Genomic DNA, 26724 nt, shown 5'->3' with positions numbered 1-26724 from the left:
TACGGAAAGTTTATGAACGGAATATGAATAAAATATTACATCCTATTTTCAAATAAAAAGCCATTTTGTTTATATTGGTTTACCCATTTCAAAATTACGGTGTCTCTTATACCAATAGCTTTACTAATTTCTCGGTAACTTTCATTTCCGTTCAAATAACGTTGAACGATGTATATTTTTTCATCAGTTGTGAATTTAACCATAGAAAAACTGCACCTCCAATTGTTAGACTGTGTCTAACAATTGGGGTGCAGTTCAGTTTTTAATGGTGGGATGCTCTTTTATAATTTATTCATTATTGATTATTTTCCATCCTGTAAGTTTCTAGTTTAATTTAAACCATTGCTTCAGTTTCTATAATTACTAAAATTACCCTTTTCTCATAACCGTCTAATATTCCTAGAATTTCCGGGATTTTTGAGTTCATGCGGTTAAGCCCTCTCAATTATTTTAGAACTTAACTAATCTTAGTTTGTAACTCCATTCCAAACATCGACATCATTATCATCTAAAATGGCTTTGATTTTATCTTTCTCAAAAACTACCAGATATTCATAAGGTAAGGCTAAAACTTGAATAATTGAAGGTCTAATTTTTAGTAGCTGATATGCGTAATATGCTTCTAATTCACCGTCAGTTTCTTCTGTTTCATCGACAGGACCGATATACCAACCAGAATCACCTTTGTCACAATCCCTAGCTCTTTGTAAATAAACCTCATCTAGTTGTAACACATTTTTTGAAGTCACTATTTTATCGCTAAACTTTATTGTTTCACCGTCAATATTTAACTGACGTAAACAATGTACTTGTTCTAATTGCACCCATAAAGCAATTGTTAGATCATCTGTAGTATCCTTAAATGGATTTTTTGTATAATCTGGGGCAATAATATGATACCCATCTTCACGTTTGGATAGAACAAAAATAGACCAACCAACTTGCATAGAAAATCTATCAACTAATTTGTTATCTTCTACTTTAGTTAGCAAATACAATAACTTTTCTATCTGGGGGCCTAAATGTTCTTCTGCTGTAGCTATTATCTTTTTACCACCTATATTTTTAACTATTGTTTTCAATGGATTGTAACCTCTCTTTTATTAATTTTTTCAAAGCTTCTCTAGCCACTGCTTCACGTTCTAACATTTCTAGTCTTATAATTTCCGGAACCTTACCGTATTTAGGGTGCCCCGGCCATGTACTCCAATCTTTTGCATTCTTAGAAGCATTTGTTGGTTTTCCAAGTCCAACAAAGTTTACATCCATATTAAGCACTTCTATTTGTTGTTCTCTCGGTAATAGGTCAAAACCTTCCATGTCCGTTATTTCTTTCATTGAAACAATGTGGTCAGCTTCAAGTTTTTCCACTTCATAACCATATACAGGATCAATTTTGGGTACATCTGTATTTACGCTTTTTCTTATCCTATTATTGGGTGTTCTCTTCCTTAAATCTTTATATTCCTCTTTTGAAACCGCAAATTGATTTAATAAGTCTTTCGCTTCTTGGTATGCCCCACCAAGTTCATATTTTATAGAAATTCCTCCAACATCAGCATAAGCCAAACGGTTTCCAGTGTTCAACTTAAAATCAGTTAATACATTTCTATATGTAGCAGAATTAGTCATAAACGACTTTCCTTTTGCTAGGTTGCCAGCGATTGCTAACTTCCCTGCTTGTCCTGCTTTACTAAGACCTTTATCACCAATAAAACCTGTTAATAATGATGCTACACCATAGGCAGCATAGTGCTCTCTACTTTCCATATCTCCGTTCCAGAAATCATTAATGAATGAATCTGATAAAGTATTCCATGCAGCAGGAAGTGTTTCTTTATAATTAATAATTGCATCTCGCATGTTTAACCACGTTTCTTTATCGCCTAAAGCTACGAATCCTTCCCATGCATCTACAGCACCATCTACAAAACCTGTAGCAATACTAGTAGCTAATTGAATTGCTGTAGCATAGTTATTGCTAGACGTTTGATTAAATTCATGTAGATGGTCTAACTTTTCTTGAAGTTTTTTCCTCATGACAGTAAAAAGATTTGCCATAGCGTCTATACCTGGTATTGGCATAGTTTGAGTGATGGCTTCCATACTTGCTTTCATTCGGTCAATCTCTCGAATTTGTTCTAATATTTCTTGTTCAATTACATCTGCCTGAGCTACTTGTGATTGAAATTGACTTGGAAATGCATCGTTCTGACGGATTAATTCTTCACATAAGTATATGATTCCTTGTGCTAAAGGGCGAAAGGTTTCTGCGAAAAATGCTTTTGCACTATCGTAAGTTTGCCCTTGTAGAACGGTATCACTTGTAAAAGCATCAATCGATTGAATGGCTTGTTCCATACCTTGAATGGTAGCTGTACATACAGCATTCATGCATGAGTTTAAATATGTACTTCTCCCAAATACATATTTAAACTCATGCATTGACCTCCCTTGCTAATTGTTGTTGCTGGTAGGATAGGTCGTTTTCTGAATCACTAAGGTCTCGTCTTTCTTTAAGTAATGTTTCTTTTTGATTTTCTAATTCAAATGTAAGTTTTCGCTCAATGTGTTGTGCTTCTTGACGGATATTTATAAAGAAATGAGATAACTCTTTATCGTTGTGCCAAGTTTCTAAAATACGGTTAAATAAGCGGTTGCTTCGATTTTTCAATTCGTGAAAATCAGCTTCCGCTTGTTCCTGAGTTCGAAGCGCGGATTGATTTCGGTCCTGTTCTTCAAATACACTTCGTAATTTTTGATTTAACTGTTTAATTTGGTTTTTGATATCTCGATCCATTTTTTTCCTCCTAAAGTTTTATCTTTACGAAGGTGGTCATATTAGCGGAAAGTATTGTGAAGCTCGTGATCCATTCTCTCAAACTCTTTGGCTACCGAATGAATATTATCGACCGCGTGTTGAAAGGCGGTGGAAAATTGTTTCGTCAAATCTAAAACTTGTTGGTTCGCTTCTTGTGCTTTTGAATTAACTGAAAGCGTAGTACGTGTCGCCTTTTTTATAGAACGATTTGTTGCGCTTTGGATTGTATCTGAAGCTGCCCTCATTTGCGTTGCGATTTGTGTAGCGCTTTGAAAATTACTTTGAAATTGTCCCATCGTATAAACCCCTTCTATACTTAATAGAGCATGAAAATTATACCATATTAGTATAGATTTTTATATTGATAGAGAACCTTTGTTGGTAGGGTGTTTTTTAGAGTACGAAAGGTAATTCAATTATAAAAATAGCCTATCATCTTTTAATATTAATTGGGAATTTATATTGTACTTACACTACATTAATATTTAATTTTTAAAATTTCACATGTGGTAAAATAATAAATTGATGAAAAAGGGGACGAAATATCAGTAAATAATTCACCTCAATATAAAGTAAAAAACTGCACCTCCAATTGTTATGCGTGTCTAACAACTGGAGGTGCAGTTCACTTTTCAACTTATTTTAGATTTTCTATTGTGAAAGCACCTGGAAGTAATTGCTCAACAGTCACTTCTTTTTCATCACCTTTTACATTCGTTAATAATACAGGCATTTTCGGATCACAGAATTCAGCAATTACTTGTCTACACGCACCACATAGTGAAATCGGGCCATCAGTTTCTCCTGTAATAACTAAGTAACTAAAATCGCGCTCACCTTCTGATACTGCTTTAAATATTGCTGTTCTTTCTGCACAGTTACATAAACCGTAAGAAGCATTTTCTATATTACAACCAGTATAGATTTTCCCTTCTTTCGTAACTAACGCTGCGCCAACAGGAAATTTAGAATACGGAATATACGCTTTCGATAACATCTTGTTTGCTTCTTCAATATATTTTTTCTTATCCATATTATTTCCCCCTCAAAGTAAATGAAATGATGATTAGTCAGTAATAACTGTATGCACTAATTTAGGAGCCACTGCTGTTTCAGCGATAGAGATGTTCTCATAAATTTTTGCTTTTACATCTTCTACATTTTCACGATTTGCGTAGATTGTTACGAATGGCTCGCCTTCTTTTACTGCATCGCCAACTTTTTTACGTAACATTAATCCTACTGCTAAATCGATTTCATCTTCCTTCGTTGCACGACCTGCACCAAGTAACATAGCTGCAATACCAATCTCATCTGCAACAATGTTAGAAATAACACCTGAAGTTTTTGCAGGTACATCAATTACATACTTAGCTTGTGGCATTTTTTCTGGATTGTCTACAATTGAGCTATCTCCGCCTTGATTGCTTAAGAACTCTTTAAATTTCGCAGTTGCTTTTCCGTTTTTCATCACTTCAATTAGCATTTCACGAGCTTCTTCTAACGTATTTGCTTTTTTCGCAAGTACGACCATTTGACTTCCTAATACAAGTACTAATTCTGTTAAATCTTCTGGACCTTCACCTTTTAACGTATCAATCGCTTCTTTCACTTCTAGAGCATTACCAATCGCAAATCCAAGAGGTTGTGACATATCTGAAATAACTGCCATTGTTTGACGTCCTACATTATTTCCGATACGTACCATTGCATGTGCTAATTCTTTTGCATCTTCTTCTGTTTTCATAAATGCACCAGCACCTGTTTTTACATCAAGTACGATTGCATCAGCACCAGCTGCAATTTTTTTACTCATAATTGAACTTGCGATTAAAGGAATTGAGTTAACAGTTCCTGTTACGTCACGTAATGCATAAATCTTTTTATCTGCAGGTGTTAAGTTTCCTGTTTGTCCAATAACAGCTACTTTGTCACGATTTACAATATCGATGAATTGTTCTTTCGTAATTTCAACGTGGAATCCTTCTACTGCTTCTAATTTATCAATTGTTCCGCCAGTATGTCCTAAACCACGACCAGACATTTTTGCTACTGGTACATCTAAAGCAGCAACTAATGGTCCTAATACTAAAGTTGTTGTATCACCAACACCGCCAGTTGAATGTTTGTCTACTTTAATTCCTTCAATTGCTGATAAGTCGATCGTTTCTCCAGACTCAACCATCGCCATCGTTAAATCTGCACGTTCGCGATCTGTCATATCTTTAAAGAAGATTGCCATTGCAAGCGCACTCACTTGATAATCAGGAATACTTCCGTCTGTATATCCATTAATAAAGAATTTGATTTCTTCAGTCGTTAATTCTTTGCCGTCACGCTTTTTTGCAATAATATCTACCATTCTCATTACAATCACCATTCCTTTTTATATTATATAAATCTATTAAAATAATAAGCCAACGATTGTTGCTGATAAGAAACTTACTAACGTTGCACCGAATAGTAATTTCAAACCAAATCTTGCGACTACATTCCCTTGCTTTTCATTTAAGCTCTTAACTGCTCCTGCAATAATCCCAATTGAAGAGAAGTTTGCAAATGAAACTAAGAATACAGAGATAATCGCTGTCGTTCTATCTGAGAAATTAAAGTTTCCTTGTGCTAAATCTGTCATAGCAACAAATTCATTTGATACTAATTTTGTTGCCATAATATTTCCGGCATTAACTGCTTCATGCCATGGAACACCCATAATAAATGCAAATGGTGCAAATACATAACCAAGAATTTCTTGGAATGAAATACCGATTATACCTTTAAATACTGCATTAATGAATGCGATAAGAGCTACGAAACCAATTAACATAGCTGCTACTGTAATCGCAACTTTAAATCCATCAATAATGTATTCCCCTAATACTTCAAAGAAGGTCTTCTTCTCTTCTTCTTGTACTTCTAACATATCTTCTTCCTCAGTAACTTCATATGGGTTAATGATAGAAGCAATGATGAAGCCACCGAATAAGTTAAGCACTAAAGCGGTTACAACATATTGTGGTTTTAATAACACCATATATGATCCAACGATAGACATAGAAACTGTAGACATTGCTGATGCACATAATGTATACATTCTTTTCTCTGGCAATAACCCTAGTTGTTTCTTAACTGAAATAAATACTTCAGATTGTCCTAAAATCGCAGATGCAACAGCGTTATATGATTCTAGTTTCCCCATTCCATTTACTTTACTTAATGCTAGACCGATAGATTTCACAATAATAGGTAATACTTTAATATGTTGCAAAATACCTATTAAGGCTGATATAAATACGATTGGCATTAATACACTTAAAAAGAACGAAAACTCTTTTTGATTTACTAATCCACCAAATACGAAATTCACACCGTCAGCAGCATATTTTAATAGCTCTCCAAAACCATCTGCTATTCCGCTAATTAATATATTCCCTACACTTGTATTTAATAATAAAAACCCCAAAATGAATTGTAATATAACCATCGTTATGATTGGGCGATATTTGACTTTCTTTCTATCATTACTAGCAAGCCAAGCGATACCTAAAATCAATACGAGGCCAAAAACACCGATTAAGTATTTCATAAGCCGTTTCCTCCCATTCGTATCCGCTTACATTTTTTTCAATTATTAAAGCAATAGATATACTCTAAACGTATATCTATTGCTTTAACCTTTTATCAATTAGTAGTTATCTGTAGCACCTTTTGCATCATTTAATACGATTGCAACACTAGCACTTGCTCCAACGCGAGAAGCTCCAGCAGCTACCATTTTGTCTGCATCTTCACGTGTACGAACACCGCCAGATGCTTTTACACCAACGTTTGGTCCTACTGTTTTACGCATTAATGCGATATCTTCAGCAGTTGCTCCGCCAGTTGAGAATCCAGTTGAAGTTTTTACGAAATCAGCACCAGCTTTTACTGATAATTCACAAGCGCGTACTTTTTCTTCATCTGTTAATAGGCAAGTTTCAATGATTACTTTTACAAGAGCTTTTCCTTTTGCTGCTTGTACTACTTCATAAATATCTTTTTCAACAAGTTCGTTGTCGCCATCTTTTAAAGCACCTACGTTGATTACCATATCAACTTCAGTTGCACCTTTTGCGATAGCATCTTTTGTTTCAAATGCTTTTGTTTCAGTCGTGCTTGCTCCTAATGGGAAACCGATTACAGTACAAACGTCTACATCATGTCCAGCTAGTTCATCAGTCGCTAATTTTACCCATGTTGGGTTAATACAAACAGAAGCGAATTTATATTCCTTTGCTTCTTCGATTACTTTCATAACATCTTCTTTAGTAGTATTAGCTTTTAAAATTGTATGGTCAATTAACTTTGCAATGTTCATTATCTTCACTCCTCATATCTTTTAACAACTTCATTCTAACTCTTAGTTGAACAAATGTAAATATACTTTTGAAATTTTGTTCATTCTTTTTTAAAAGGAATTTTCTTGTAGTAAGTAAAGCTCATTCTAACTAAGAAACAATTCTCATTTAAAATCAAAACTTTTATATTAACAATGGTAGTATGTATCTCTATATCCATAATTATTTTTAAAGAGGCAATTTGTGTTCAAAAGAACACCTATCATTCATACATAACAAAATAAAAGGCGTTCTCAAAATTAACATTTTGAGAACGCCTTTTATTTCTAATCTTTTTGATAATGTAACAATTCTTTTGCTGTATGCTGATCGATAATTAATACATTTGCATACCCGCCACGTAACGCACCATCAATTGCTTTTATTTTTCTATTACCACCTGCAACTAAAATAGAGCGTTTCTTTAATTTCAGTTCCTCTAACTCAATTCCAATGGTACGCTTATTGATTTCTTCGCTACTAATATTTCCGTCTCCATCAAAGAAACGTGAACAAATGTCACCGACCGATTGTTTTTTGAGTAAACTTGTTTCCTCCTTATCGAAATAACCTAATCGGAATAATAGCGCTTCGTCTCGCACTGTTCCTACAGTAAAAATTGCAATATTCGCTTGCTTCCCGATTTCGATAATGTGATGAATATGTCGATCCTGCTCTACTAATTCTTTTGTCACTGCATTATCAAATATAACTGGAAGAGGTAGATTTCTTGGCGTCGTTTGAAAAGCATCTGCAAATAAAGCTATTGTTTCATTCGCATATGTATTTACACTTGAATGACTAATACCACCTTTTAGCTGGACAACCTCTACCCCTTTTACATGTTGCGGTACGATTTTTCTAGCGATTTCATACATAGTCATTCCCCAGCTCACACCAACAATATCACCGTTTTTAACCGTCTTTTCCATATACTCAGCAGCATATTTACTAATATACTCTGTAATCGTTGCATATTCCGGCACTGGAGAAAATACAACATGTGCCTCTAACAAGTTGTACTTTTCTTTCAGTAAATTCCCAACGTTATCTAAATCCGCAAATGGATCAGCGATGCTAATTTGAACAAACCCTTTTTCTTTCGCGTACTTTAACAATCTAGAAATCGTCGGTCTTGAAATATTTAATTTGTTAGCAATTTCTTGCTGACTATAATCTGATTGATAATATAATCTTGCAACTTCAACGCTTAATTGTTGTTTATCTTTTTCCATAGTAACTCATTACAAATCCCTTCCTGTATTTCCCTTTCGTTACAAGCATTATACAGCTTTATGCAAAAAAATTCGACTACCGAATTTTATCTAACTGAACTTCTATTCCACTTAATATATATAATGAAAACTTATTGTGTAGATTTACAAACTCAATATAGATACGCTTGAAACATGTAAATCGATTAACATTTAATTCACATTTTTTCTGCAGTAACAATAACAAGGCCGTTCAAGTTGTATATGAGGCTTAGGATATCAAAGACTATTTTTTCTCCTATCTATGGCATTTTCGCCCTTTTTTCTATAATGGATTGAACTGATGAAGTAATAATTCGATTATCTAGAATACAAATGCTCTACAGAACAAAGAATATAGATTATGTATCCATGGAGATATAATCCCAATCTTCATTTTTATAATTGATTAGCCAAAACAAGCCTCTTCGTCTTTCAATAACAATACTTTCATGCATACCTGCAGTTGCTTCTCTCGCATTAATTCTATCATGTACACAAGCCCAATGAAGCCGATAAATAAGGTCGGCCTCGTCCAAAATTTCTTCTGCATTTCGCAATTTTGTTTTTTGATAAAATTCATTAAAAGAACTACAATCAGAAACAAGTTTAATTGCATAATGACAGTCACAGATTTCTTTTGGGAATTTCAGTGTATTCACGAGGCCTATTGACCAAAGCAAAACCCATTGAGCTTCATACTGCCATGCAATCTGTATCGCTTCTTTCTCGTCAGGTTCCTCTGAATTCAGAAAATTCCTTTCCTGCATCGTTAATGATTCAACCACATCAAATTGATTTAGCAGCTCCATGACGAACTCTTTGGAAGTTTTCAAATCTCCTTCTTGGGCAACATCACAAGCATATTGTATGACAATCAACAAAGCTACTGCTCTCTTCGTAATCTCTTCTCGGCTTCTTAACTGAATACTTGTCAAAGGAGGCAATTGAGGCAATCCTTCTATATATGGAATCCCTTTATCTTGCAGATAGCTTATCGATTTCTGTTTTCTTTTCTCCCCATCGGTAGAAGTACTATTCTGTCCCCTTATTTTGTTCGTACATACTTGAGGAGTAAATTCTGAAGGACCAGAGGATCCATCCGGAAATACAATTACTTTTCCATCCTTCCCGATGAGAGTTCGATCAGGGATAAAACCAATACCGTTTACCCCATTAAGTAATTTAAGAAACAGCTCCACGTATTCATCACTATAATCCTTCTTCGTCTCTATAGCGATTATGGTATTAATTACAGAAATCTGTGCCAAAACCATCTTCTTAAGATGTTCTTCTTGAAATTCGATTTGATCGTACATGTGCATCATTCCAGGAATATTATTGAAAAAATAATCAGGAGATGATTCTTCAGAATCCACCCGAATAATAATTTTATTTTTGCCAAATAGTCTTTTCGATTGAATGGTATATTCATTTTTATTGCGTTCAACCTTAAACCCATTTTGAAAAACTTGAGTAATGAAACCTTCTATATCACTTGTATCATTCCTTGATGCAAATATCGTAAAAAATTTCAATTTTCCCCCTCCTCTAATTCTTATATTCTTCTTAGCTATAAACTTAGAAAAACAAAATAACATAAGTTTTTTAACATATGATACATAATTAGTATATTAAAACAGCTTTTTCATTATGGCGTGCTCTTCAACTAAAGTTCGTATTAGTGAAATAATCCAAACAACGTGTAAAAAGCTCCCTTTGTTAAAGTCTATTCAAATACCCCTCATAAACAAAAGATACTGTTCATAAGGGGTATGTATTCAATTTAAGTTTATAAAAATCGGATGGAAACACTGCAAGTTCTCACTTATTTAGAATAGGAGAAAAGATGATGTTTTATTTGTTCAATAAAATAATGATGGTGTATATTATCGTTAGATACTCGACTTGCCATAATAGCCCCCTCCATTGAAGATGCAAGAAAGGAAGCAAGTGATATAACCTCTATATCTTCTTTAAGTTCTTGTTTCTCTATTCCTTCTTTTATGAGAGAAGCCATTAACATTACTGTATCATCATAACCTTTTGCTGCTGCTTTTTGTAATTCTGGAAATACTCCAGTACTTTCGATTGCGCTATTAAGTAATGGACAGCCTCCAGCAATAGGAGGGTTATTAGCTGCATCTTGATATACAAGGAATATTGCAAGGATTTTATCAATTGCATTCTTTTTATTTTCCATCGCTTTATGAAAATGACTCCACATAATCTCACCACTTTTGTCGTAGGCAGCAAGGACAATTTCTTCTTTACTTTTGAATCTACGATAAATAGATCCTTTAGGTAGTTCAGTAGCTGTCATTATATCCTGGATGGATGTGCGAGTTATCCCATTAGTATTAAATAAATATAAAGATGTTTCAATAATTTTTTCTTTAACCTTATCAACTTTAGTCATACTTTGTAATCCTCCTAATAAAAACGAGCTTAATATTCCAGGTGATATTTACCATCTATTTTCTTGAATTTTTTTGTAAGTATAAAGAAGTTTGGAGCGAAAATATCTTATCAACCCCTATATTATGTGAACCTCAAACAATACAGTTTGAAAAGAGATTAATCAAATTGTATTATCTATATCATTCAAATGAATTTTCTGTCAAAATTAACATGACCAATTATTTAATTCAGTCATGTTATACAACTAATTTCACCTAACTTCGTAGTAGGTGTAAAAATATATAGTTAATTTTAATGTATAGACATATGATTATTATATATAATTTTTATTAATATGTTTAGCTAAAGTGTTTGAACTACTCCCACTTTCACTTCATTCTATAAAAGATTAACCATTAATGATTACTGGAATTAAATTGTAACAAAGCAACTGAAATATAAATATATTTGCTTTTTTCCATTTTGATTTTGTTAATACTTTATAAAAAGGGTTTAAAAAACTAGAAACTTGTAGTATCATTAGATTTCGATTCGGACCGAACCGTCCGGTTTAGAATCTTATATAAATATATTTAGAAGGAGATCGTTATGCAGAAAGAAAAATCAAAAATTATAGGTAATTTAATTATGGGGGCAATACAGTGAACTTTATAAAAATGAATAAAAAAGAAATCATTATGCTAATAATCTTTACACTGTTTGTACCATTTCAAATTGGCTTGTACATACTATTTGGCATATCACTTTTAGCTAATGTCAATTTAGTTGAATCAGAATTTGTTCTTAGTGCCATCGGTTTTACTGTACCTGCTATTGTAGGAATCATTTGCTTTAGGAAAGAAATTATTGAAAGTTTTACTTATTTTAAAGAGAAGACAATTTTGAAAATAGTAAGTATTCCTATGGTAGTTTTATTTACGTTAATTGTGGAACAGTGTGTTATGCATTTTCTAGCAACTGGTCAACCAGAGAACCAAGAGCAGCTCCTTGAAACGGGTGCAGAGGTACCTCTTGTATTTACATTGCTTGTATTTGGTATTCTGGGTCCAATACTTGAAGAAATTGTGTTTCGTCACATATTAATAAATCGTTTTTCTTACCATATTGGTACTACTATTGCATCTATCATTTCGATTATGATTTTTACACTTCTTCATACGAACCAACTTGCGGATATTGCTATTTATTTACCTGGATCGTTGATACTTACTGCGGCTTATCTTATTTCTAAAAGATCCATTGCATATGTTATAGCGATACATATGTTAAACAATTGCCTTGGTTTCATTCTGTAAGAAACCAGACTTGTTTCTGATGCCAAAAATATTCTATGTTTCTATCAAGCATTTTTGGCACCAGAACTACTTTTTCTATGACATAAGAAAGCTAATCAAAAATTATAAGATATTAGGAGAGTGTCAGTCATGATTGTAACAACAACTTCTGGAATTCAAGGTAAAGAGATTATTGAGTATATTGATATTGTAAATGGTGAAGCTATTATGGGTGCAAATATTGTCCGCGATGTATTCGCTTCCGTTCGTGATGTTGTCGGTGGCCGTGTTGGTGCTTATGAAAGTAAACTAAAAGACGCTCGTGATATTGCAATGGGCGAAATGAAAGAACTTGCAAAAGAAAAAGGTGCGAACGCTATCGTTGGTATTGACGTAGATTACGAAGTTGTTCGTGATGGAATGTTAATGGTTGCTGTCAGTGGTACAGCTGTACGTATATAAGTAAATAAAAAACGGTTCCTCCCTTGGAATTTATACTTTGATGGGAGATCCTGGTTCTGTTGCAGATTTTAAAGAATAAAACGAGAAATAATCAACTTTTTTATTTCTCGTTTTATCTACATATTTATTTTTGGAAAAACAATCTAACTCCAAATACTAATAATATGGCGCCTGTAATACCCTCTATTGTACGGTTCACTCTTTCTTTTCTTAAAAAAGTTCTTAATTGACGTATGAGTGAGATGTAAAGTAAATACCATATTGCTGTCAAAGTCGTAAATGTGACTCCTAATAAAAGAAATTGGAAGAAATGATTTTGATTACTCACAATAAATTGGGGTAAAAAACTAAGGAAAAATACAGCGGTTTTTGGATTTAAAATTGCCGTAGTAAATCCTTGTCTAAAGCTTTTAATTGCCCCAATATCCTTAGAGTCCATTTCTGCTGAACCTGACATATCTTCTTTTTTATGTAAGGCACTTTTAATTGACTTTACAGCTAAATAAATTAAATAAACAGCCCCAGCATATTTTATAAATGTAAATAACATAGCAAATTTCATTAAGATAGCAGAAAGTCCTAACGTAGCCATTATTGTATGAATCATCATTCCAGATATCGTTCCTAAAACAGTCTTTATCCCGCCATTTTTACCATGCGAGATAGTATTTTTTGTAACTAGTGCAAAACCAGGACCAGGCATCATTATGATTAGCATTGCTGTAAGGATAAATAATAGATAATTTTCCATGTTGTAGTATTTCCTCTCCAATTTTTAGTTTTGCTTACAGTATAGCTTTTTTCATTAAAACATTACATATAAAAGACTTGATCAGAAATTTATTTAGGTTATTCGTATCAATTTGATTAAATATTACCCAATAGCCACATTGATAAAACACATGAAAACTTATATATAAAATTACAAGTTCAACTCTCACAAAAAAAACGGAATAAAAAATAAACAGCGGAACTAGCCCACTGTTTACTTTGCCACACCTTCATGTAATTTTTCTGTATAATCCTTTACATCTTTCCAGCTATCTTTCGCTGTATGTAAATCTTCTTTTATAAACGTAAACTCTTCCGGACTAATTCCTTTTACATTTTGTAGTAAATTATTATATTTTGCACCTACTGTATACCATTGATTTGATATGTTTTGTAGTGCTGTAATTGCTGCATCAATTGTTTCCGTCATGTTTGTTGTTTTATTTTTTACATCAGTCAAAATTACGATTTCTGCTTGTGCTCCTGAAATTCTATCTTTTAAATTAGCTATCTCTCTTTCTGCATTTGCGATATCTTTTTTTGCAACCGCAATCATCGGCCCGCCAGCAAGACATGTTATTAGCGCTACGCAAAGTACGCCACCAGCAATGACCATATCATTACTCTTTTTAATCGAATCGTTATATGTATTGATTTGTTGCTCTAGAGCTGGAATGCCAGCATTCGTACTTGCCAATATCGCTGTTAATTGATTTGTATCCTCTTTAAAACTATTTGTATCTTTCGCCATTCTATCGCGAAAGGCTTTCAAATCTCCTAATAATACATCTACCTCATTTTGATTCTTTACAATATCCGCATACAACTTTTCTAAATCAGCTTTTAATTTTCCGCTATCCTTTTGATCAATCGCTATTAACATGTCATTATAATACGATTGAAACGTATTATTGTAATTAATAATATTTTGATCCGTTTTCATAATTTGAGGCTTCATATTATTTAACCAATATGCCGCATTAATTTTTGCATCTCTTTGATGCTGAATCATATTCCCTTTAAATTCACTGTTAATCGAACTTATTTTACTTAAATCCGTCTCTTGTTGATTTTGAATTAATTTTGCATATGAATCCATTGCAAATATACTTGATGTCGTTTGTGCCATTACATCTTGGAATCCAGCTGGTCCAAGAGAATAGTTTTTCACATTTTCTTGTAGCACCTTTACATTTTGTTCTGCTGCAAAAGGATGTAAAGGAAATGCGTTACTAGTTGCCACCCCAGCAATCATTACCGCTAAAAGACATTTTTTATAAAATCTTTTCTGCATATTTTTCACCTATTCTCTTTATAAGGATATCAAAAGCTCCTGCTCACAACTGAACAGGAGCTTCAAATCATTCATCAACACTTAACGCTCTAACGATTCGTATTCGATTATGCTTTTTTCGTATCTACTACTTTAATATCTTCAGCATAAATCTTTTCTGCATAGTCTTTAATGTTTTTCCAGCTATCTTTCGCAATATTTAAATCTTCTTTAATGAAAACAAGGTCGTTTGGACTAATTGAATCCACATTTTGAAGTAGAGAATTGTATTTTGATCCCATTGTATACCATTGGTTTGAAATATTTTGTAACGCTGTAATTGCAGTATCAATTGTATTTGTTAAATACTCTGTTTGTGTTTTAATGTTCGTTAATCCAGCTACTTCTAATTGCGCAGTTGTAACTTGTCCTGTTATCTTTTGAATTTCTGCTTGTGCATTATCAAGCTCTTTCTTCGCTAATACAATTCCAGCTGTACCACCGCCTACAGCTGCTGCACCACCTGCAATTAATGCTACTCCTAGCGGAGTTCCTGCGCCCGTAGCAATAACTACTGCACCACCAATAATTGCAATTGGTCCTAGAGCTGTCGCAACAGATGAACCGATAATAATTGCATTATATTTACTAATTGCTTCATTGTACGTTGTAATTTGATTTTGCAGAAGCGGAATTCCTGCATCTTGACTAGCTAATATAGATGTAATTTGATTTGCATCACCCTTGAAGTTTTGCGTATCCGACGTCATTTTATTTCGGAATTTCTTCAAGTCTTCTACTAACTGATCCACTTGCGCTTTATTTTCATTAATACTACTTGATAATCTAGTTAGGCCTTTCGTAAGAGTCGTTTTATCTTTTGCATCAACTGCAGCAACTAAAGTATCATAATAGTTTTGAAATTTCGTATTGTAGTTAATGATGTTTTGATTCGTTGAAATAAGCTGTGGCTTTAATACATCTAACCATTGCTTCGCATTTCCTCTAGCTGTATCTTGGTGCTGAATCACTTTTCCTTTTAAAGCTGCATCAACAGTCGATACATTTCCAAAGTTAACATTACCTTGTTTAATAATTGTTAAAGCATACAGATCCATTACTAAAGCATTTGAACCTGTTCTTTCCATTGCATCTTTCAAGCCTTCTGGTCCTAATGAATATTCTTCATAGTCATTATAAGCTTTTGCTACCGCATGAACTGGAGCTTGTTTCACTGTACTTTCAGCTGCATACGTATGAGCCGGCATAATATTTCCTGCTGCAAATACTGCCATAAGTGCTGATAGAGCCATTACTTTATATGGTTTTTTTGTCATTTTTCTTCTCTCCCTATATCGCTAATTATTTTTCTATTTAATGTACTTCAACGTTTGTAACGTAATCTTCAAATTGATTTGTTTGCTTATTCATTTCATCACTTACTTTTTTAATTTGATTAAAATGTTTTTGAAGTAAACTACTGTCTGTATACGTGCCTTCTTCAACATTTGTTTGAATTTGAATCATATTATTATTTAAAACTTTCCAATCGGTTAATAACGTTTCTAAAGTTGTAATTTGACGATCAATTAATTCTGTAAAGCTATTTACTTGATCTTCAACGAATGTAATTTGAGTCGCCTCTGCTTCAGTTTGTGATAACTTTTGAATAAGTGGCAATAACTCTTTTTGCTTTTGTTGAATGCGAAGAGCTGCTTCCCTCGTTTGACTATCTGCAGCATTTACAATTTCATTACTTAAAGTACCAATAGAAACAAAATCGATTGTTTTCGTTTGTGCAGTTTGATTTGTGATTGTAAATACTTGTTTACCGATATTAATAGAACCTTTAATGATTTCTTGAGGTCTATTCAAAATAGTAGTTAGTTCAGCTTGAATTTCCCCTTGAATTCTTTTAATATCTTCTCTTAATTTCACAATATCTCCACTTGATCCTTGCAGTGTTTTTATTGCTTCATCGGCTTTAATTGATAAGTTGTTACTATCTTTGTCTAATACTGTTTTAAATCGATTTAACTCTAATAAATCTTGCTCCATACTCTCTTGGATGCTCTGTACTTGCAATTGTAATTTTCCATATGCACTCATAAAATCTACTTTTGCTTGCTGATCTTCATTTACGTTTCCTGCTAGTTCATAGAGCTTACTATAATAGCTATTGAATCTAGTGCTGTATCTCATCATCTCTTGATTTAAGTCAATTAGCTTCGGATTATATTCATCAATCCACTCTCGTACATTCGCCTTTGCAAACTTTTGATGATTCGTTAAGCTACTCATCGCATTCACCTTAATGTCTGGCTGTTGCAAAATAATTAATCCGTATGCTTGAATAAGCGGTGATTGTGATCCTAACATTCTAATTGAATTGGATAATGTATTTGGAGCAATTACATTTTGCGCATATACTGTTTTCACTTCTGTTTGCCCCTCCTTAGCGTAAGCGCTTACAGGAATGAAGCAACTCGTAGATACTGCTGTAACCAATAACCCTGTAATTAAAGTCTTTTTCACTTTAACTCCTCCTATGTATTAGCAACTATTACTATCGCATTTTATTATTCTATTTTCTTGCCCATAATTTGAGATGGTTAAAATAGAGAACGTTCTCAACGTGATCTATGCATGAACCACCTCTCTCGTATTGCTACAGTACTTACTTATCGTCACAAAACATTTTATTATTTTTCATATGTGTTTAGTATGAATAATATTGTATAAATTTTCTATTTCATCGAAATTCCCACATTCACACAGTGAATATATTACATGAAAATATTATTCATTTTAAACTAAACAACATACGTAAATATGAAATTTCATTTTGTTTTCATATAAGTTTTGTACTGTAAGGTCATTTAAACACAGCTGTTTATATATCGTAAAGAAGTATTTTCATTCCCTTTATTTTCAAGCTTTCATGTCCTTATTTCAAAATATAATCCGATTCACTTTATCGATTGAAATATCTACATATCACAACAGAAAACACTACTTTCAAATAACCAATGAAGTTATATTAGTATAATTTTTAATCCCATATGCAATTATGCATAGCATATACACAAAAAGGATAGCTTCATTTTCACAAAGCTATCCTTAAAAATCTTCTTATTTTTTTAAATGATATGGAACTGTCGTAATAACAACATTTCTTTTATAAAGTAAATACGCACGTATGAGTAAACTGGATTGATTATGAAGAATGTTATGCCAACCTTTTTTCGGAATGAACTGTGGTATAACGACCGTAACGCGGTAATTCGATTCACTTGCCTTATATTGCACTGTATCAATGAACTTTGTTAGCGGCTGAATAATACTTCTATAATGAGAATGTAATGTAACAAGCCTTACTTCAGGTTGCCACTTCTTCCATTTCTCTTCAAATTTCTTTTCCTCTTCTCTGTCAAAAGCAACATATACTGCGATAACTTGATCTGCCGAAAGAGATTTTGCATAGTTCAATGAATTTTCTACTACATGCGTCATACCTGCTACAGGAACGACAATTACATTCCCCTCAATTGGAATAAGAGGTTCGCAAGTTTTTAAACTTAATTGATCACCCACTGCATCATAATGCTTCTTAATTCGATGGAATAAGAAGATAATAACTGGTAAGAAAATAAGAATCGACCAAACTTGTGCAAATTTAGTTAAGAAGAACATGCTCATTACGATAAAACTAATAACTGCACCAATTAAATTAATCGTTAATCTTAAAGCCCATCCTTCAGGCTTTTCGCGAAGCCATTTTAATACCATCCCTGTTTGAGAAAGTGTAAATGGAATAAATACACCTACTGCATATAACGGAATTAAATGTTCTGTTTGTCCTTGGAAAGCTACAATTAAAATAATCGAAGCAACTCCAAGTATAATAATACCGTTTGAATAACCTAGACGGTCTCCTCTAATCGTAAACATTCTCGGTATGAATTTATCTTTTGCAAGGTTAACCGCTAATAAAGGAAATGCAGAATAACCTGTATTAGCAGCGAGAATTAATATTAAAGCTGTTGTACCTTGTATGAAATAGTACATGAAATTACGTCCAAATGTTTGTTCAGCAATTTGAGAAACAACTGTTACTTCTTTACTCGGAGTCACTCCGTAATAATAAGCTAAAAATACAATTCCTGAAAATAACACAGCAAGTAATGCACCCATTGCAAGCAATGTTTTTGCAGCATTGTTTGGCGCAGGATCTTTAAAGTTCGGAATTGCATTTGAAATTGCTTCAACACCTGTTAAAGCCGAACTACCTGATGCAAATGCTCTTAGTAATAAAAACAAACTAATTCCTGCAACTGGTGTACCAATCGGCGCATGTAAAGTGGGTGAAACATGACCAGTTAAAATATTATATATGCCTACACCAATTAATATAAATAGTGCTAAAACGAATAAATAAACAGGATATGCTAAAACGGAAGCTGATTCCGTTACTCCTCTTAAGTTTAATATTGTAATTAATATAACAAATATAACCGCAATAATTACATTGTGTGCATGTAAGCTAGGAAACGCAGACGTAATTGCATCTGTACCAGCGGACACACTTACCGCAACAGTTAAAATATAGTCAACTAATAAAGATCCTCCAGCAATTAAGCCTGGATTCATTCCTAAATTTTCTTTTGATACAACATACGCTCCCCCGCCATGCGGATAAGCAAAAATAATTTGACGATATGATAAAATAAGGGCTGTCAATAGTACTAATACCCCAACAGCGATCGGAATGGAATACCAATAAGCGATCGCTCCAACACCTGCTAAAGCAATTAAAATTTGCTCTGGACCGTAAGCAACTGATGACAATGCGTCAGAAGATAAAATAGCTAAAGCTTTCGTTTTATTAAGCTTTTGTTCTCCAAGCTCTGTTGATTTTAACGGTCTTCCAATTAAAAATCTTTTAATAGATGAAACCAATGCTGTCCACTCTCCAATAATTTTGTACGAACTTTTCTGCTTGTTACAGCCAGTAAACTATTTCTTCAGAAAACAAAAAATGTCTACAAGCCATAGCGAAATAGACTTGTAGACATTATTTTTTTTGTCGCACAAGCTCCACCTTCCTTCTCAATATAACGCTTACGAGGTTAGCTGTCGGATTCGGGCCTATGAGTAGCCCTACCTTTTTCAAGGATTCACCCCATCGGATTATGTACTAATCCGTAAAAACGGGTCCCCCGTACCATGCGGTTTCAGCGATTTAGAAAATTGAAACTGTGGATTATAATACTCCTTTATTTTCAAAAAGTAAACAAAAATTTTTAATAAGAAAAAAATTAAAATGATTGTGCATAATCTACTGAGAAATATACATAATGAATACTAAAAAATTCGCAAAGGAGACCCATATGTCTAAAGAAAAGAAGCCTATTTTTTCCGATTCATATTTAGATGCAGTAGTAAGTGAAATTAATCAGTTATATGGTAAACGTGAACAGGAAATAAATTTGACAGATAGAACGAAAAGAAATAAATAATTTGTCATACAAACAATAAAAAAGATAGCAATACACTTATATATTGCTATCTTTTTTATTTTTCATACATCTAATTCTATTACAGATCTATTAAAGGTCCTCTCTTCATACACCTTTAAATTTTGATATATAGTGCCTAATAATGGTGCCGCTATAGAAAATTGCTCTGCTACATCCAGTAAATATCCTTGCAAGTGCTTCCCTTCAATAAACGAACTCTTTTCCATATCACGTTGCATCGATGACTTCATATCATACGAAATTTTATCAATCGTTTTCATATGTTCCTGGGCAATATTTTCCTTTATTGGAGCTCCTAATACTCTCATGATTTGTACAGATTCCTCAAACACATTACGGATAAAATCACGGCCGCCTTCACTTTCACGGATTGGTCCAATTGGTGCACGCATTAACGTTGTCACACCTGACATTACAGTAATAAATAAATATTTATGCCACATATCCTGCGTAATATTTTCACTTAAAACAAAACTAGATTTCGTACCTGCAAATGCTTTAGAAATATGCTTTACTCTCTCTGAATTTTGAGACTTAATTTCTCCAAACACAAGTCTGTTGGCAGCGCTAGTTTGTACAATTTCTCCTTGATCGTTTAACGTCGTCTCGATAAAGCATAAACCACCAATTACTTTTTCTTCGCCGAATTCTTTTTGTAATAGTGATAAATGAGCGATACCATTTAACAATGGAATGATTACAGTATTTTCGCCAACAAACGGCTTCAAATCTTGAATTGCCTCGTTTAAGTGATACGCTTTTGTTGAAAATAAAATGACATCAAATGGAGAAGTTCTCTCTTTTTTCGTTATTAATTTCGGTTGAAACGAAAAATCCCCGTTAACACTTCGGATTACAAGTCCTCTTTCCTCTAATTGTTTTTTCCGTTTACTACGAACAAGAAATGTAACATCTTCTCCCTTTTCGACTAATCTGCCACCAAAAAATCCTCCGACTCCACCAGCGCCTAATACTAAAATCCTCATACAGCATCCCCCTTTTTAAAATACAATTTTATAACTTTTAGTATACATAACATTATACATGTCCTCTGCTAAATAAGCTGAATTTCCACTCTCAATTGAGTATAAAACAGTGGTTATTTTCAAATAAATTTGGGCATGTTGTTTCTATAGCATATATGGAAAGGAAACAATGTAGATGGAGGCAATACAAGTAATTGAGGAAAAAGATGTAGCAACAGCTATATTTCAATTTATATTCCCGTTTTCGTTTAAAGCTGGATATGAACAAGAGATGTTCCCTTTCTTACAAAAAAACGATTTTCGTCCTTTTCGGCTCGATCATCTCGATGATGAAAATACATATTATGGGGAGTTTAAAGTTTCACATCAAAATATGGAAGCATACTATCTTTCATTTACCAATAAAATTCTCTTTCCTCACTCAGAGCATCAAAAGGGCTTGCAACGTTATTCAAAGGACCTTAACTTAACTGGACATTTAACAACAAACCTTACTTCAATCCAATTTAATATACACTCTATTGATGTAACACTTTGTCCTTATGAACTTGGCTTCTTAACAATTCGAACAGAAGTAAACACTGCTCCAAACATGACTTTATCTGAAGCAATCGAATTCGCTGCCCGCTTCCGTGTACTTGAAACTAAAAATGATACAAATGAGACTATTTGTATTGAATGTAACGGAAAAAAGTATTCCCAAGTTGAAAAATTCATTTTTGGTTATTTATTTCATGGCGTAACTGATTTCTTTGAAAAGAAGAGATTAAGAAGTTCATACTTTCAAACCTTCCCATTCTTTGAAGACCAAAGAATGTACGTTCAAACTTTATTGTCACTAAAAGAAGGTATGGAACTTAATGAAGTGGATGTTTATCGTACTTCTAGTCTTTCCGGATTAACAAGTGATGGTAAGCCATATGTGAGTGCAAATAACCTTCCTTACATTCATGACTATTTAAAAAAACACGCTTACCAGAGGTGGGCTCCAAATCGTTATTTCATAATGGAAGAACACATTTTTACATGTGTAACAAATGAAGGAGAACGCGAAATTGCTAAACTTGCTAGTCAAATGTATGGGGAATTTTATTACGCTTTATTATTAAATCTATTCCATAAAATTGTTTTATTAAAAATGGCAAACGCCTATGCTGAGCTAAATATTGAACAAGATACTAATGAAATAGAGAAATTAATTTATTCGATCAATTCGTTCACTGCTAATTATTTTTCTTTAGAATTAGTATCCCAATCACAGAGTGAAGATATTTTCTTCCGCTTAAGAAAACTTTTTAATATTGAGGTTCTATACTCGAACGCGAAACAAAATCTTGATAGTTTGTTTAAATATCAAGAAAACGTCGCCTCTAAAAAAGATAGCCTTTTATTATTAATTTTAACGCTCTACTCTGTAGTGGGCCAAATGTTAGGGTTTACTATGATTGACCTTTTAAGAAACACCGATTCAAACAAAATATCGTCACCTCTTGAATTTTTCGCTCTATTAATTGCGATTAGCGGTATTGTCATTTCACTTATTTTAGGAGCCCAAAGTTTATACCAATGGGGTCTACAACATAAACGAAGAAAAGCTTGGGTAAAACAAACTGTACTTTCTGCTGTGAGAGAGAAAGACGATAAGAAGTAAAGAAGATTATTTTTAAACTACAAATACGTAGTACAATTCAGTAAGTGAAATTTTTATCAGCGATTTTCAAATTATATCGGCGCAACTCGAAATATATCAGCGATTTTCAAATTATATCGACGCAAATCAAAATATATCAGCGATTATTTAAACATATCGACTTACCGACAAAAAACGACAAAAAAGAATCGAATATGAAAAAGGCTAATCCAAAATAAAATTTAGATTAGCCTTTTTCCTCTTACTTCCCTGCTTCGATTTGCTCTAATGCAGCAGCTACTTGCTCTTCCGTTAATTCATGTTGTATTACGTAGCGGTTACGTGGACTTACACGACATTCATGAGAACATGCACGTAAATATTTCGCTTCGTTTTCTTCAGAACATAAAATTTTCTTATTACATTCTGGATTTGAACAGTTTACATAGCGCTCACAAGGTTCACCTGTAAAGTGGTCTTTACCAACGATAACATGTTCTTTTTGGTTTACTGGTACAGCGATACGCTCATCGAACACGTAACATTGTCCATCCCAAAGCTCACCTTGTACCTCTGGATCTTTTCCGTACGTTACAATTCCGCCGTGAAGCTGACTTACATCTTCATAGCCTTCACGAACTAACCAACCAGAAAACTTCTCACAACGAATTCCGCCTGTACAATAAGTTAAAATCTTTTTACCTTCAAGTACTTCTTTATTTTCACGAATCCAATCTGGTAATTCACGGAATGATTCGATATCAGGTTTAATCGCACCTTTGAAGTGGCCTAAATCAAACTCATAATCATTTCGTGCATCAATGATAACTGTATCTTCTTGTTTCATTGCTTCATAAAAATCTTTTGGCTCTAAATACTTCCCAGTTATTTCGTGTGGGTTAATGTCATCTTCTAGACGAAGTGTAACTAACTCTGGACGAGGACGCACGTGCATTTTCTTGAATGCATGACCATCAGCTTCATCTATTTTAAATACGATACCGTCAAAACGTGGATCATTGTTCATTGCTTCCATGTATTTCTCTGTTTGTTCTACAGTTCCAGAACAAGTTCCGTTAATACCTTCTTTTGCTACAAGAATTCTTCCTTTTAATTCAAGTGAATTACAAAATGCTAAATGCTCTGCCGCGAATTCTTCTGGGTTTTCAATTGTTGTGTACATGTAATATAGTAATACTCTGTATGGTTTTGTAGTTGCCAATGTATTTCTACCACCTATCTAATTTTTAAAATCATGTATAAGTTAACGTTCATATCAAAACATATATAATAAGAAAATGAATCCCATTTTCTTTTCTTTATACTATTTTCTATCAGTTAACAAAAATAAAAAACAAGATTACACATCAAAACACTATGGTTATGTTGTAATCCCAATATATTATATATCATACAAATGCAATTCCATCAATTAATATGCTGGATTATCGGCTTTATGTTCACATAAATTTCAAAATTGACCCTTTAATTTATTATGTTTCCCTACGTCATCACACCATAAACTCCCAATTTATTTTACATTATCACACCATCCATTGCATAAAGGCATATAATTTGCATTAAGGAAACTTTCGTGTTCAAATGAAATTATCACATAACATATTTAAATGTATTGAAATAATGAGTAAGAATACATACAATAATTTCATCAAGTTAACATTTTAAAGGGGAAAACTACTATGAATAAAGATATAACAAAAGATGAACATCTCCCTTCTGAAAGTACAACTGTACAATCAGCTCATTTAGCTTTAAGTGGAGAAACAAAAGGCTGGAAAAGACTGTTACCATTTTTAGGACCCGCTTTTATCGCATCCGTTGCTTATATTGACCCTGGCAACTTTGCTACAAATATCGCAGCTGGTTCACAATATGGATATTTACTATTATGGGTTATACTCGCTTCTAACTTAATGGCTGTATTAATCCAAACTTTATCAGCTAAATTAGGAATTGCTACAGGAAACAATTTACCCGAAATAGCTCGTGAAAACTTTCCAAAGCCTGTGTCTATCGGTTTATGGATACAAGGTGAACTAGTTATTATGGCTACAGATTTAGCGGAATTTATTGGAGCTGCTTTGGGGCTTTACTTACTATTTGGAATCCCGATGCTACCTGCCGCTTTAATTACTGCAGCCGGATCATTTATTATTCTTGAGTTTCAACGTAGAGGATTTCGTCCACTAGAAGCTATTATTACAGGAATGATTTTCATTGTAGTAATCGCTTTTGGAATTCAAGTTTTTTATGCAAAACCAGAATTAAGTCCCCTTCTTTCAGGACTATTTATTCCAAGATTCCAAGGTGTAGATAGTATATTACTTGCAGCAGGGATTTTAGGTGCGACAGTTATGCCGCATGCAATCTATTTACATTCCGCCTTAACGCAGCGGCGCGTAGTCGGAACAAATGATGAACAAAAGAAAAAGATTTTCCGCTTCGAGTTTATCGATATTATTATTGCAATGGTTATTGCTGGAGCAATTAATGCAAGTATGTTAATTGTAGCAGCTGCTCTATTCTTTAAAAACGGCTTGCACGTTGAAGATTTAGATGTTGCTTACACTCAATTTACCAATTTAGTAGGTCCTGTATCGGCTGCATTATTTGGGATTGGACTTTTATCAGCAGGACTATCTAGCTCTTCTGTCGGTACAATGTCGGGTGATATTATTATGCAAGGTTTCATTCGAATGCATATTCCGTTATATTTACGCCGATTTATTACAATGATTCCACCATTAGTTATTATCGCTTTAGGTGTAAATCCAACTTACGCTCTCGTTATGAGCCAAGTCGTCTTATCATTCGGTATTGCATTTGCATTAGTACCACTTATTATGTTTACAAGTAATAAAAAGATTATGGGTGCACTCGTTAACCACCGCATAACAACATTTATCGCATGGATAATTGCTATACTTGTTATCATTTTAAATATTTTCTTACTGTATCAAACTTTTGTAGGGTAATAAGAAAAGGTATTCCAATAAAACTGGAATACCTTTTTCATTACCACCTATGTATGTACCTCTTTCCGGCATTATCACATCTTTTTCAGTTCGAAAGTACAGTGGTAATCCTTCCGAAAGAAATATGCTCACCTTGGATGGATCCTGTCTTTGATGATGAATATGTAAATGCGGCTCACTTGAACTTCCGGAGTTACCGACTTGGGCAAGAACCTCTCCTTCATTTACATGTTGGCCTTCCCTCACTTTAATTGATCCTTTCTTTAAATGGGCCAGAACCATAAATGTCCCTGATTCATCTAGTCGTAAATAAATATGATTACCCGCCATTGACTGAAAATCATCCTCTCCTGGAACTACATCTTTTTCATCATTATTGATAGATACAACTGTTCCAGAAGCTGGTGCCATTACTTCCGCTCCATATATTCCATAATCCTCTAACTTACTACTTTTCACTTCAGCAGGCGGAATAAGAACATCATATGCCCAGCGTTCATTTGGTTTTATAACATGATAGTTCGTTTCTAATCGATCACCACCCCATCCCACTAATGCTCGTTCATTCAAAGGAAAGCGAACTACTGCTTTAGGATTCATAGAATGTACATCTGCTGGATAAGCAAGTCCTCCTATGTTAGCAAACCACCCTAAAGGCCAAGCTCCAATTATAGAGAAAAGAACGATGAAGAGTAGCGCTCTATCTATTCGCTTTCTGAAAATCCCTTTCCACACGAATAGTAAAACTGATTCTATCAAAATAAAGAGTGATACTATGCTAAAGGCTTGTATACTCCACCAAAAAATGACTGATATAACGCCTTTAGCTAAATAAACTACACTCCAACTTATAATTAAAAATGCAACTAAAATTATTAATACATATTTCTTCCACATGTTGTATCCTCACTCTCATATCTT

23 protein-coding genes, 2 pseudogenes and 1 riboswitch are annotated in these 26724 nt (G+C 33.6%); of the genes and pseudogenes, 5 read left to right on the top strand and 20 right to left on the bottom strand.

The genetic code is table 11. The features are described 5' to 3' along the window. Positions 1–59: 59 nt before the first annotated feature. From MR143_RS02460 to MR143_RS02405, 12 genes and pseudogenes are all read right to left on the bottom strand, one after another. Positions 60–203 (bottom strand): annotated as a pseudogene (locus MR143_RS02460) (transposase); the annotation flags it as partial. Positions 204–467: 264 nt separating this feature from the next. After that, on the bottom strand, positions 468–1082 hold the full coding sequence (locus tag MR143_RS02455; protein WP_000849724.1) for an immunity protein Imm33 domain-containing protein: 615 nt from the start codon (positions 1080–1082) through the stop codon (positions 468–470). Beyond that, a pseudogene (locus tag MR143_RS02450) lies at positions 1066–2441 on the bottom strand (T7SS effector LXG polymorphic toxin). Before MR143_RS02450 ends, MR143_RS02455 begins: the two are co-directional and overlap by 17 nt. After that, positions 2438–2800, bottom strand: coding sequence for a DUF3958 family protein (locus MR143_RS02445; protein ID WP_000373356.1), 363 nt, complete (start codon positions 2798–2800; stop codon positions 2438–2440). Before MR143_RS02445 ends, MR143_RS02450 begins: the two are co-directional and overlap by 4 nt. A gap of 41 nt (positions 2801–2841) precedes the next feature. Continuing rightward, entirely contained in the window at positions 2842–3117 is a 276-nt protein-coding gene (locus MR143_RS02440; RefSeq protein ID WP_000529648.1) for a TIGR04197 family type VII secretion effector, read from the bottom strand. 341 nt (positions 3118–3458) lie between these two features. Further along, a complete protein-coding gene (locus tag MR143_RS02435) occupies positions 3459–3854 on the bottom strand; it encodes a cytidine deaminase (RefSeq protein ID WP_242280606.1) in 396 nt (131 codons plus the stop codon). Positions 3855–3887: 33 nt separating this feature from the next. Further along, positions 3888–5189 (bottom strand): pyrimidine-nucleoside phosphorylase, encoded by a 1302-nt coding sequence (locus MR143_RS02430; RefSeq protein ID WP_002093946.1) that lies wholly within the window; start codon positions 5187–5189, stop codon positions 3888–3890. Positions 5190–5225: 36 nt separating this feature from the next. After that, positions 5226–6407 carry a NupC/NupG family nucleoside CNT transporter gene (locus tag MR143_RS02425; RefSeq protein ID WP_000876185.1) on the bottom strand — a complete coding sequence of 394 codons (1182 nt, stop codon included), beginning with the start codon at positions 6405–6407 and terminating at the stop codon, positions 5226–5228. Positions 6408–6506: 99 nt separating this feature from the next. After that, complete coding sequence (deoC, locus tag MR143_RS02420) at positions 6507–7178, bottom strand: deoxyribose-phosphate aldolase (RefSeq protein ID WP_001017450.1); 672 nt, start codon at positions 7176–7178, stop codon at positions 6507–6509. Positions 7179–7484: 306 nt separating this feature from the next. Next, a complete protein-coding gene (locus MR143_RS02415) occupies positions 7485–8432 on the bottom strand; it encodes a sugar-binding transcriptional regulator (RefSeq protein ID WP_199717537.1) in 948 nt (315 codons plus the stop codon). Between the two features lie 380 nt (positions 8433–8812). Continuing rightward, complete coding sequence (locus tag MR143_RS02410) at positions 8813–9988, bottom strand: DUF4272 domain-containing protein (RefSeq protein ID WP_000668093.1); 1176 nt, start codon at positions 9986–9988, stop codon at positions 8813–8815. A gap of 290 nt (positions 9989–10278) precedes the next feature. After that, positions 10279–10869, bottom strand: coding sequence for a TetR/AcrR family transcriptional regulator (locus MR143_RS02405; protein WP_000169645.1), 591 nt, complete (start codon positions 10867–10869; stop codon positions 10279–10281). Between the two features lie 643 nt (positions 10870–11512). Here MR143_RS02405 and MR143_RS02400 point away from each other — a divergent pair. After that, complete coding sequence (locus MR143_RS02400) at positions 11513–12166, top strand: CPBP family intramembrane glutamic endopeptidase (protein WP_001009294.1); 654 nt, start codon at positions 11513–11515, stop codon at positions 12164–12166. Between the two features lie 129 nt (positions 12167–12295). After that, positions 12296–12607, top strand: coding sequence for a heavy metal-binding domain-containing protein (locus MR143_RS02395; protein ID WP_000637518.1), 312 nt, complete (start codon positions 12296–12298; stop codon positions 12605–12607). 124 nt (positions 12608–12731) lie between these two features. Here the strand turns inward: MR143_RS02395 and MR143_RS02390 are convergent, their stop codons facing one another. From MR143_RS02390 to MR143_RS02370, 5 genes are all read right to left on the bottom strand, one after another. Next, positions 12732–13358, bottom strand: coding sequence for a LysE family translocator (locus MR143_RS02390; RefSeq protein WP_242280605.1), 627 nt, complete (start codon positions 13356–13358; stop codon positions 12732–12734). A 234-nt stretch (positions 13359–13592) separates the two neighbouring features. Further along, positions 13593–14672 (bottom strand): non-hemolytic enterotoxin NHE subunit C, encoded by a 1080-nt coding sequence (gene nheC / locus MR143_RS02385; RefSeq protein ID WP_001171983.1) that lies wholly within the window; start codon positions 14670–14672, stop codon positions 13593–13595. Between the two features lie 107 nt (positions 14673–14779). Next, complete coding sequence (gene nheB / locus MR143_RS02380; RefSeq protein WP_000162982.1) at positions 14780–15988, bottom strand: non-hemolytic enterotoxin NHE subunit B; 1209 nt, start codon at positions 15986–15988, stop codon at positions 14780–14782. A 37-nt stretch (positions 15989–16025) separates the two neighbouring features. Further along, entirely contained in the window at positions 16026–17186 is a 1161-nt protein-coding gene (gene nheA / locus MR143_RS02375) for a non-hemolytic enterotoxin NHE subunit A (RefSeq protein WP_061884005.1), read from the bottom strand. A gap of 597 nt (positions 17187–17783) precedes the next feature. Then, a complete protein-coding gene (locus MR143_RS02370; RefSeq protein ID WP_000254884.1) occupies positions 17784–19610 on the bottom strand; it encodes an APC family permease in 1827 nt (608 codons plus the stop codon). A 144-nt stretch (positions 19611–19754) separates the two neighbouring features. After that, a riboswitch (cyclic di-AMP (ydaO/yuaA leader) is annotated at positions 19755–19901 on the bottom strand. Between the two features lie 140 nt (positions 19902–20041). Between MR143_RS02370 and MR143_RS32930 the strand changes: the two genes are divergently transcribed. Next, positions 20042–20170 (top strand): hypothetical protein, encoded by a 129-nt coding sequence (locus MR143_RS32930; RefSeq protein ID WP_000031874.1) that lies wholly within the window; start codon positions 20042–20044, stop codon positions 20168–20170. Between the two features lie 62 nt (positions 20171–20232). Here the strand turns inward: MR143_RS32930 and panE are convergent, their stop codons facing one another. Then, positions 20233–21177: a 2-dehydropantoate 2-reductase gene (panE, locus tag MR143_RS02365; protein WP_001221909.1), complete on the bottom strand. Its 945-nt coding sequence runs from the start codon at positions 21175–21177 to the stop codon at positions 20233–20235. 175 nt (positions 21178–21352) lie between these two features. On the opposite strand from panE, the gene MR143_RS02360 reads away from it, so the two are divergent. Then, positions 21353–22828 (top strand): hypothetical protein, encoded by a 1476-nt coding sequence (locus tag MR143_RS02360; RefSeq protein WP_000387463.1) that lies wholly within the window; start codon positions 21353–21355, stop codon positions 22826–22828. Between the two features lie 241 nt (positions 22829–23069). Here MR143_RS02360 and trhO read toward each other — a convergent pair whose 3' ends face one another. Then, positions 23070–24029, bottom strand: a complete 960-nt coding sequence (trhO, locus tag MR143_RS02355) for an oxygen-dependent tRNA uridine(34) hydroxylase TrhO (protein ID WP_000246214.1) — start codon at positions 24027–24029, stop codon at positions 23070–23072. Between the two features lie 478 nt (positions 24030–24507). Here trhO and MR143_RS02350 point away from each other — a divergent pair, with 478 nt between their 5' ends. Further along, positions 24508–25803 (top strand): Nramp family divalent metal transporter, encoded by a 1296-nt coding sequence (locus tag MR143_RS02350; protein WP_001030680.1) that lies wholly within the window; start codon positions 24508–24510, stop codon positions 25801–25803. Here MR143_RS02350 and MR143_RS02345 read toward each other — a convergent pair. Continuing rightward, positions 25777–26700 carry a M23 family metallopeptidase gene (locus MR143_RS02345; protein WP_242280604.1) on the bottom strand — a complete coding sequence of 308 codons (924 nt, stop codon included), beginning with the start codon at positions 26698–26700 and terminating at the stop codon, positions 25777–25779. The two genes, MR143_RS02350 and MR143_RS02345, sit on opposite strands and share 27 nt — an antisense overlap. Between the last annotated feature and the right edge of the window lie 24 nt (positions 26701–26724).

Origin of the sequence: Bacillus cereus group sp. BfR-BA-01347 (assembly GCF_022663835.1) — a bacterium.
GTDB lineage: Bacteria > Bacillota > Bacilli > Bacillales > Bacillaceae_G > Bacillus_A > Bacillus_A thuringiensis_K.
This window is presented reverse-complemented; position numbering and strand designations above follow the sequence as displayed.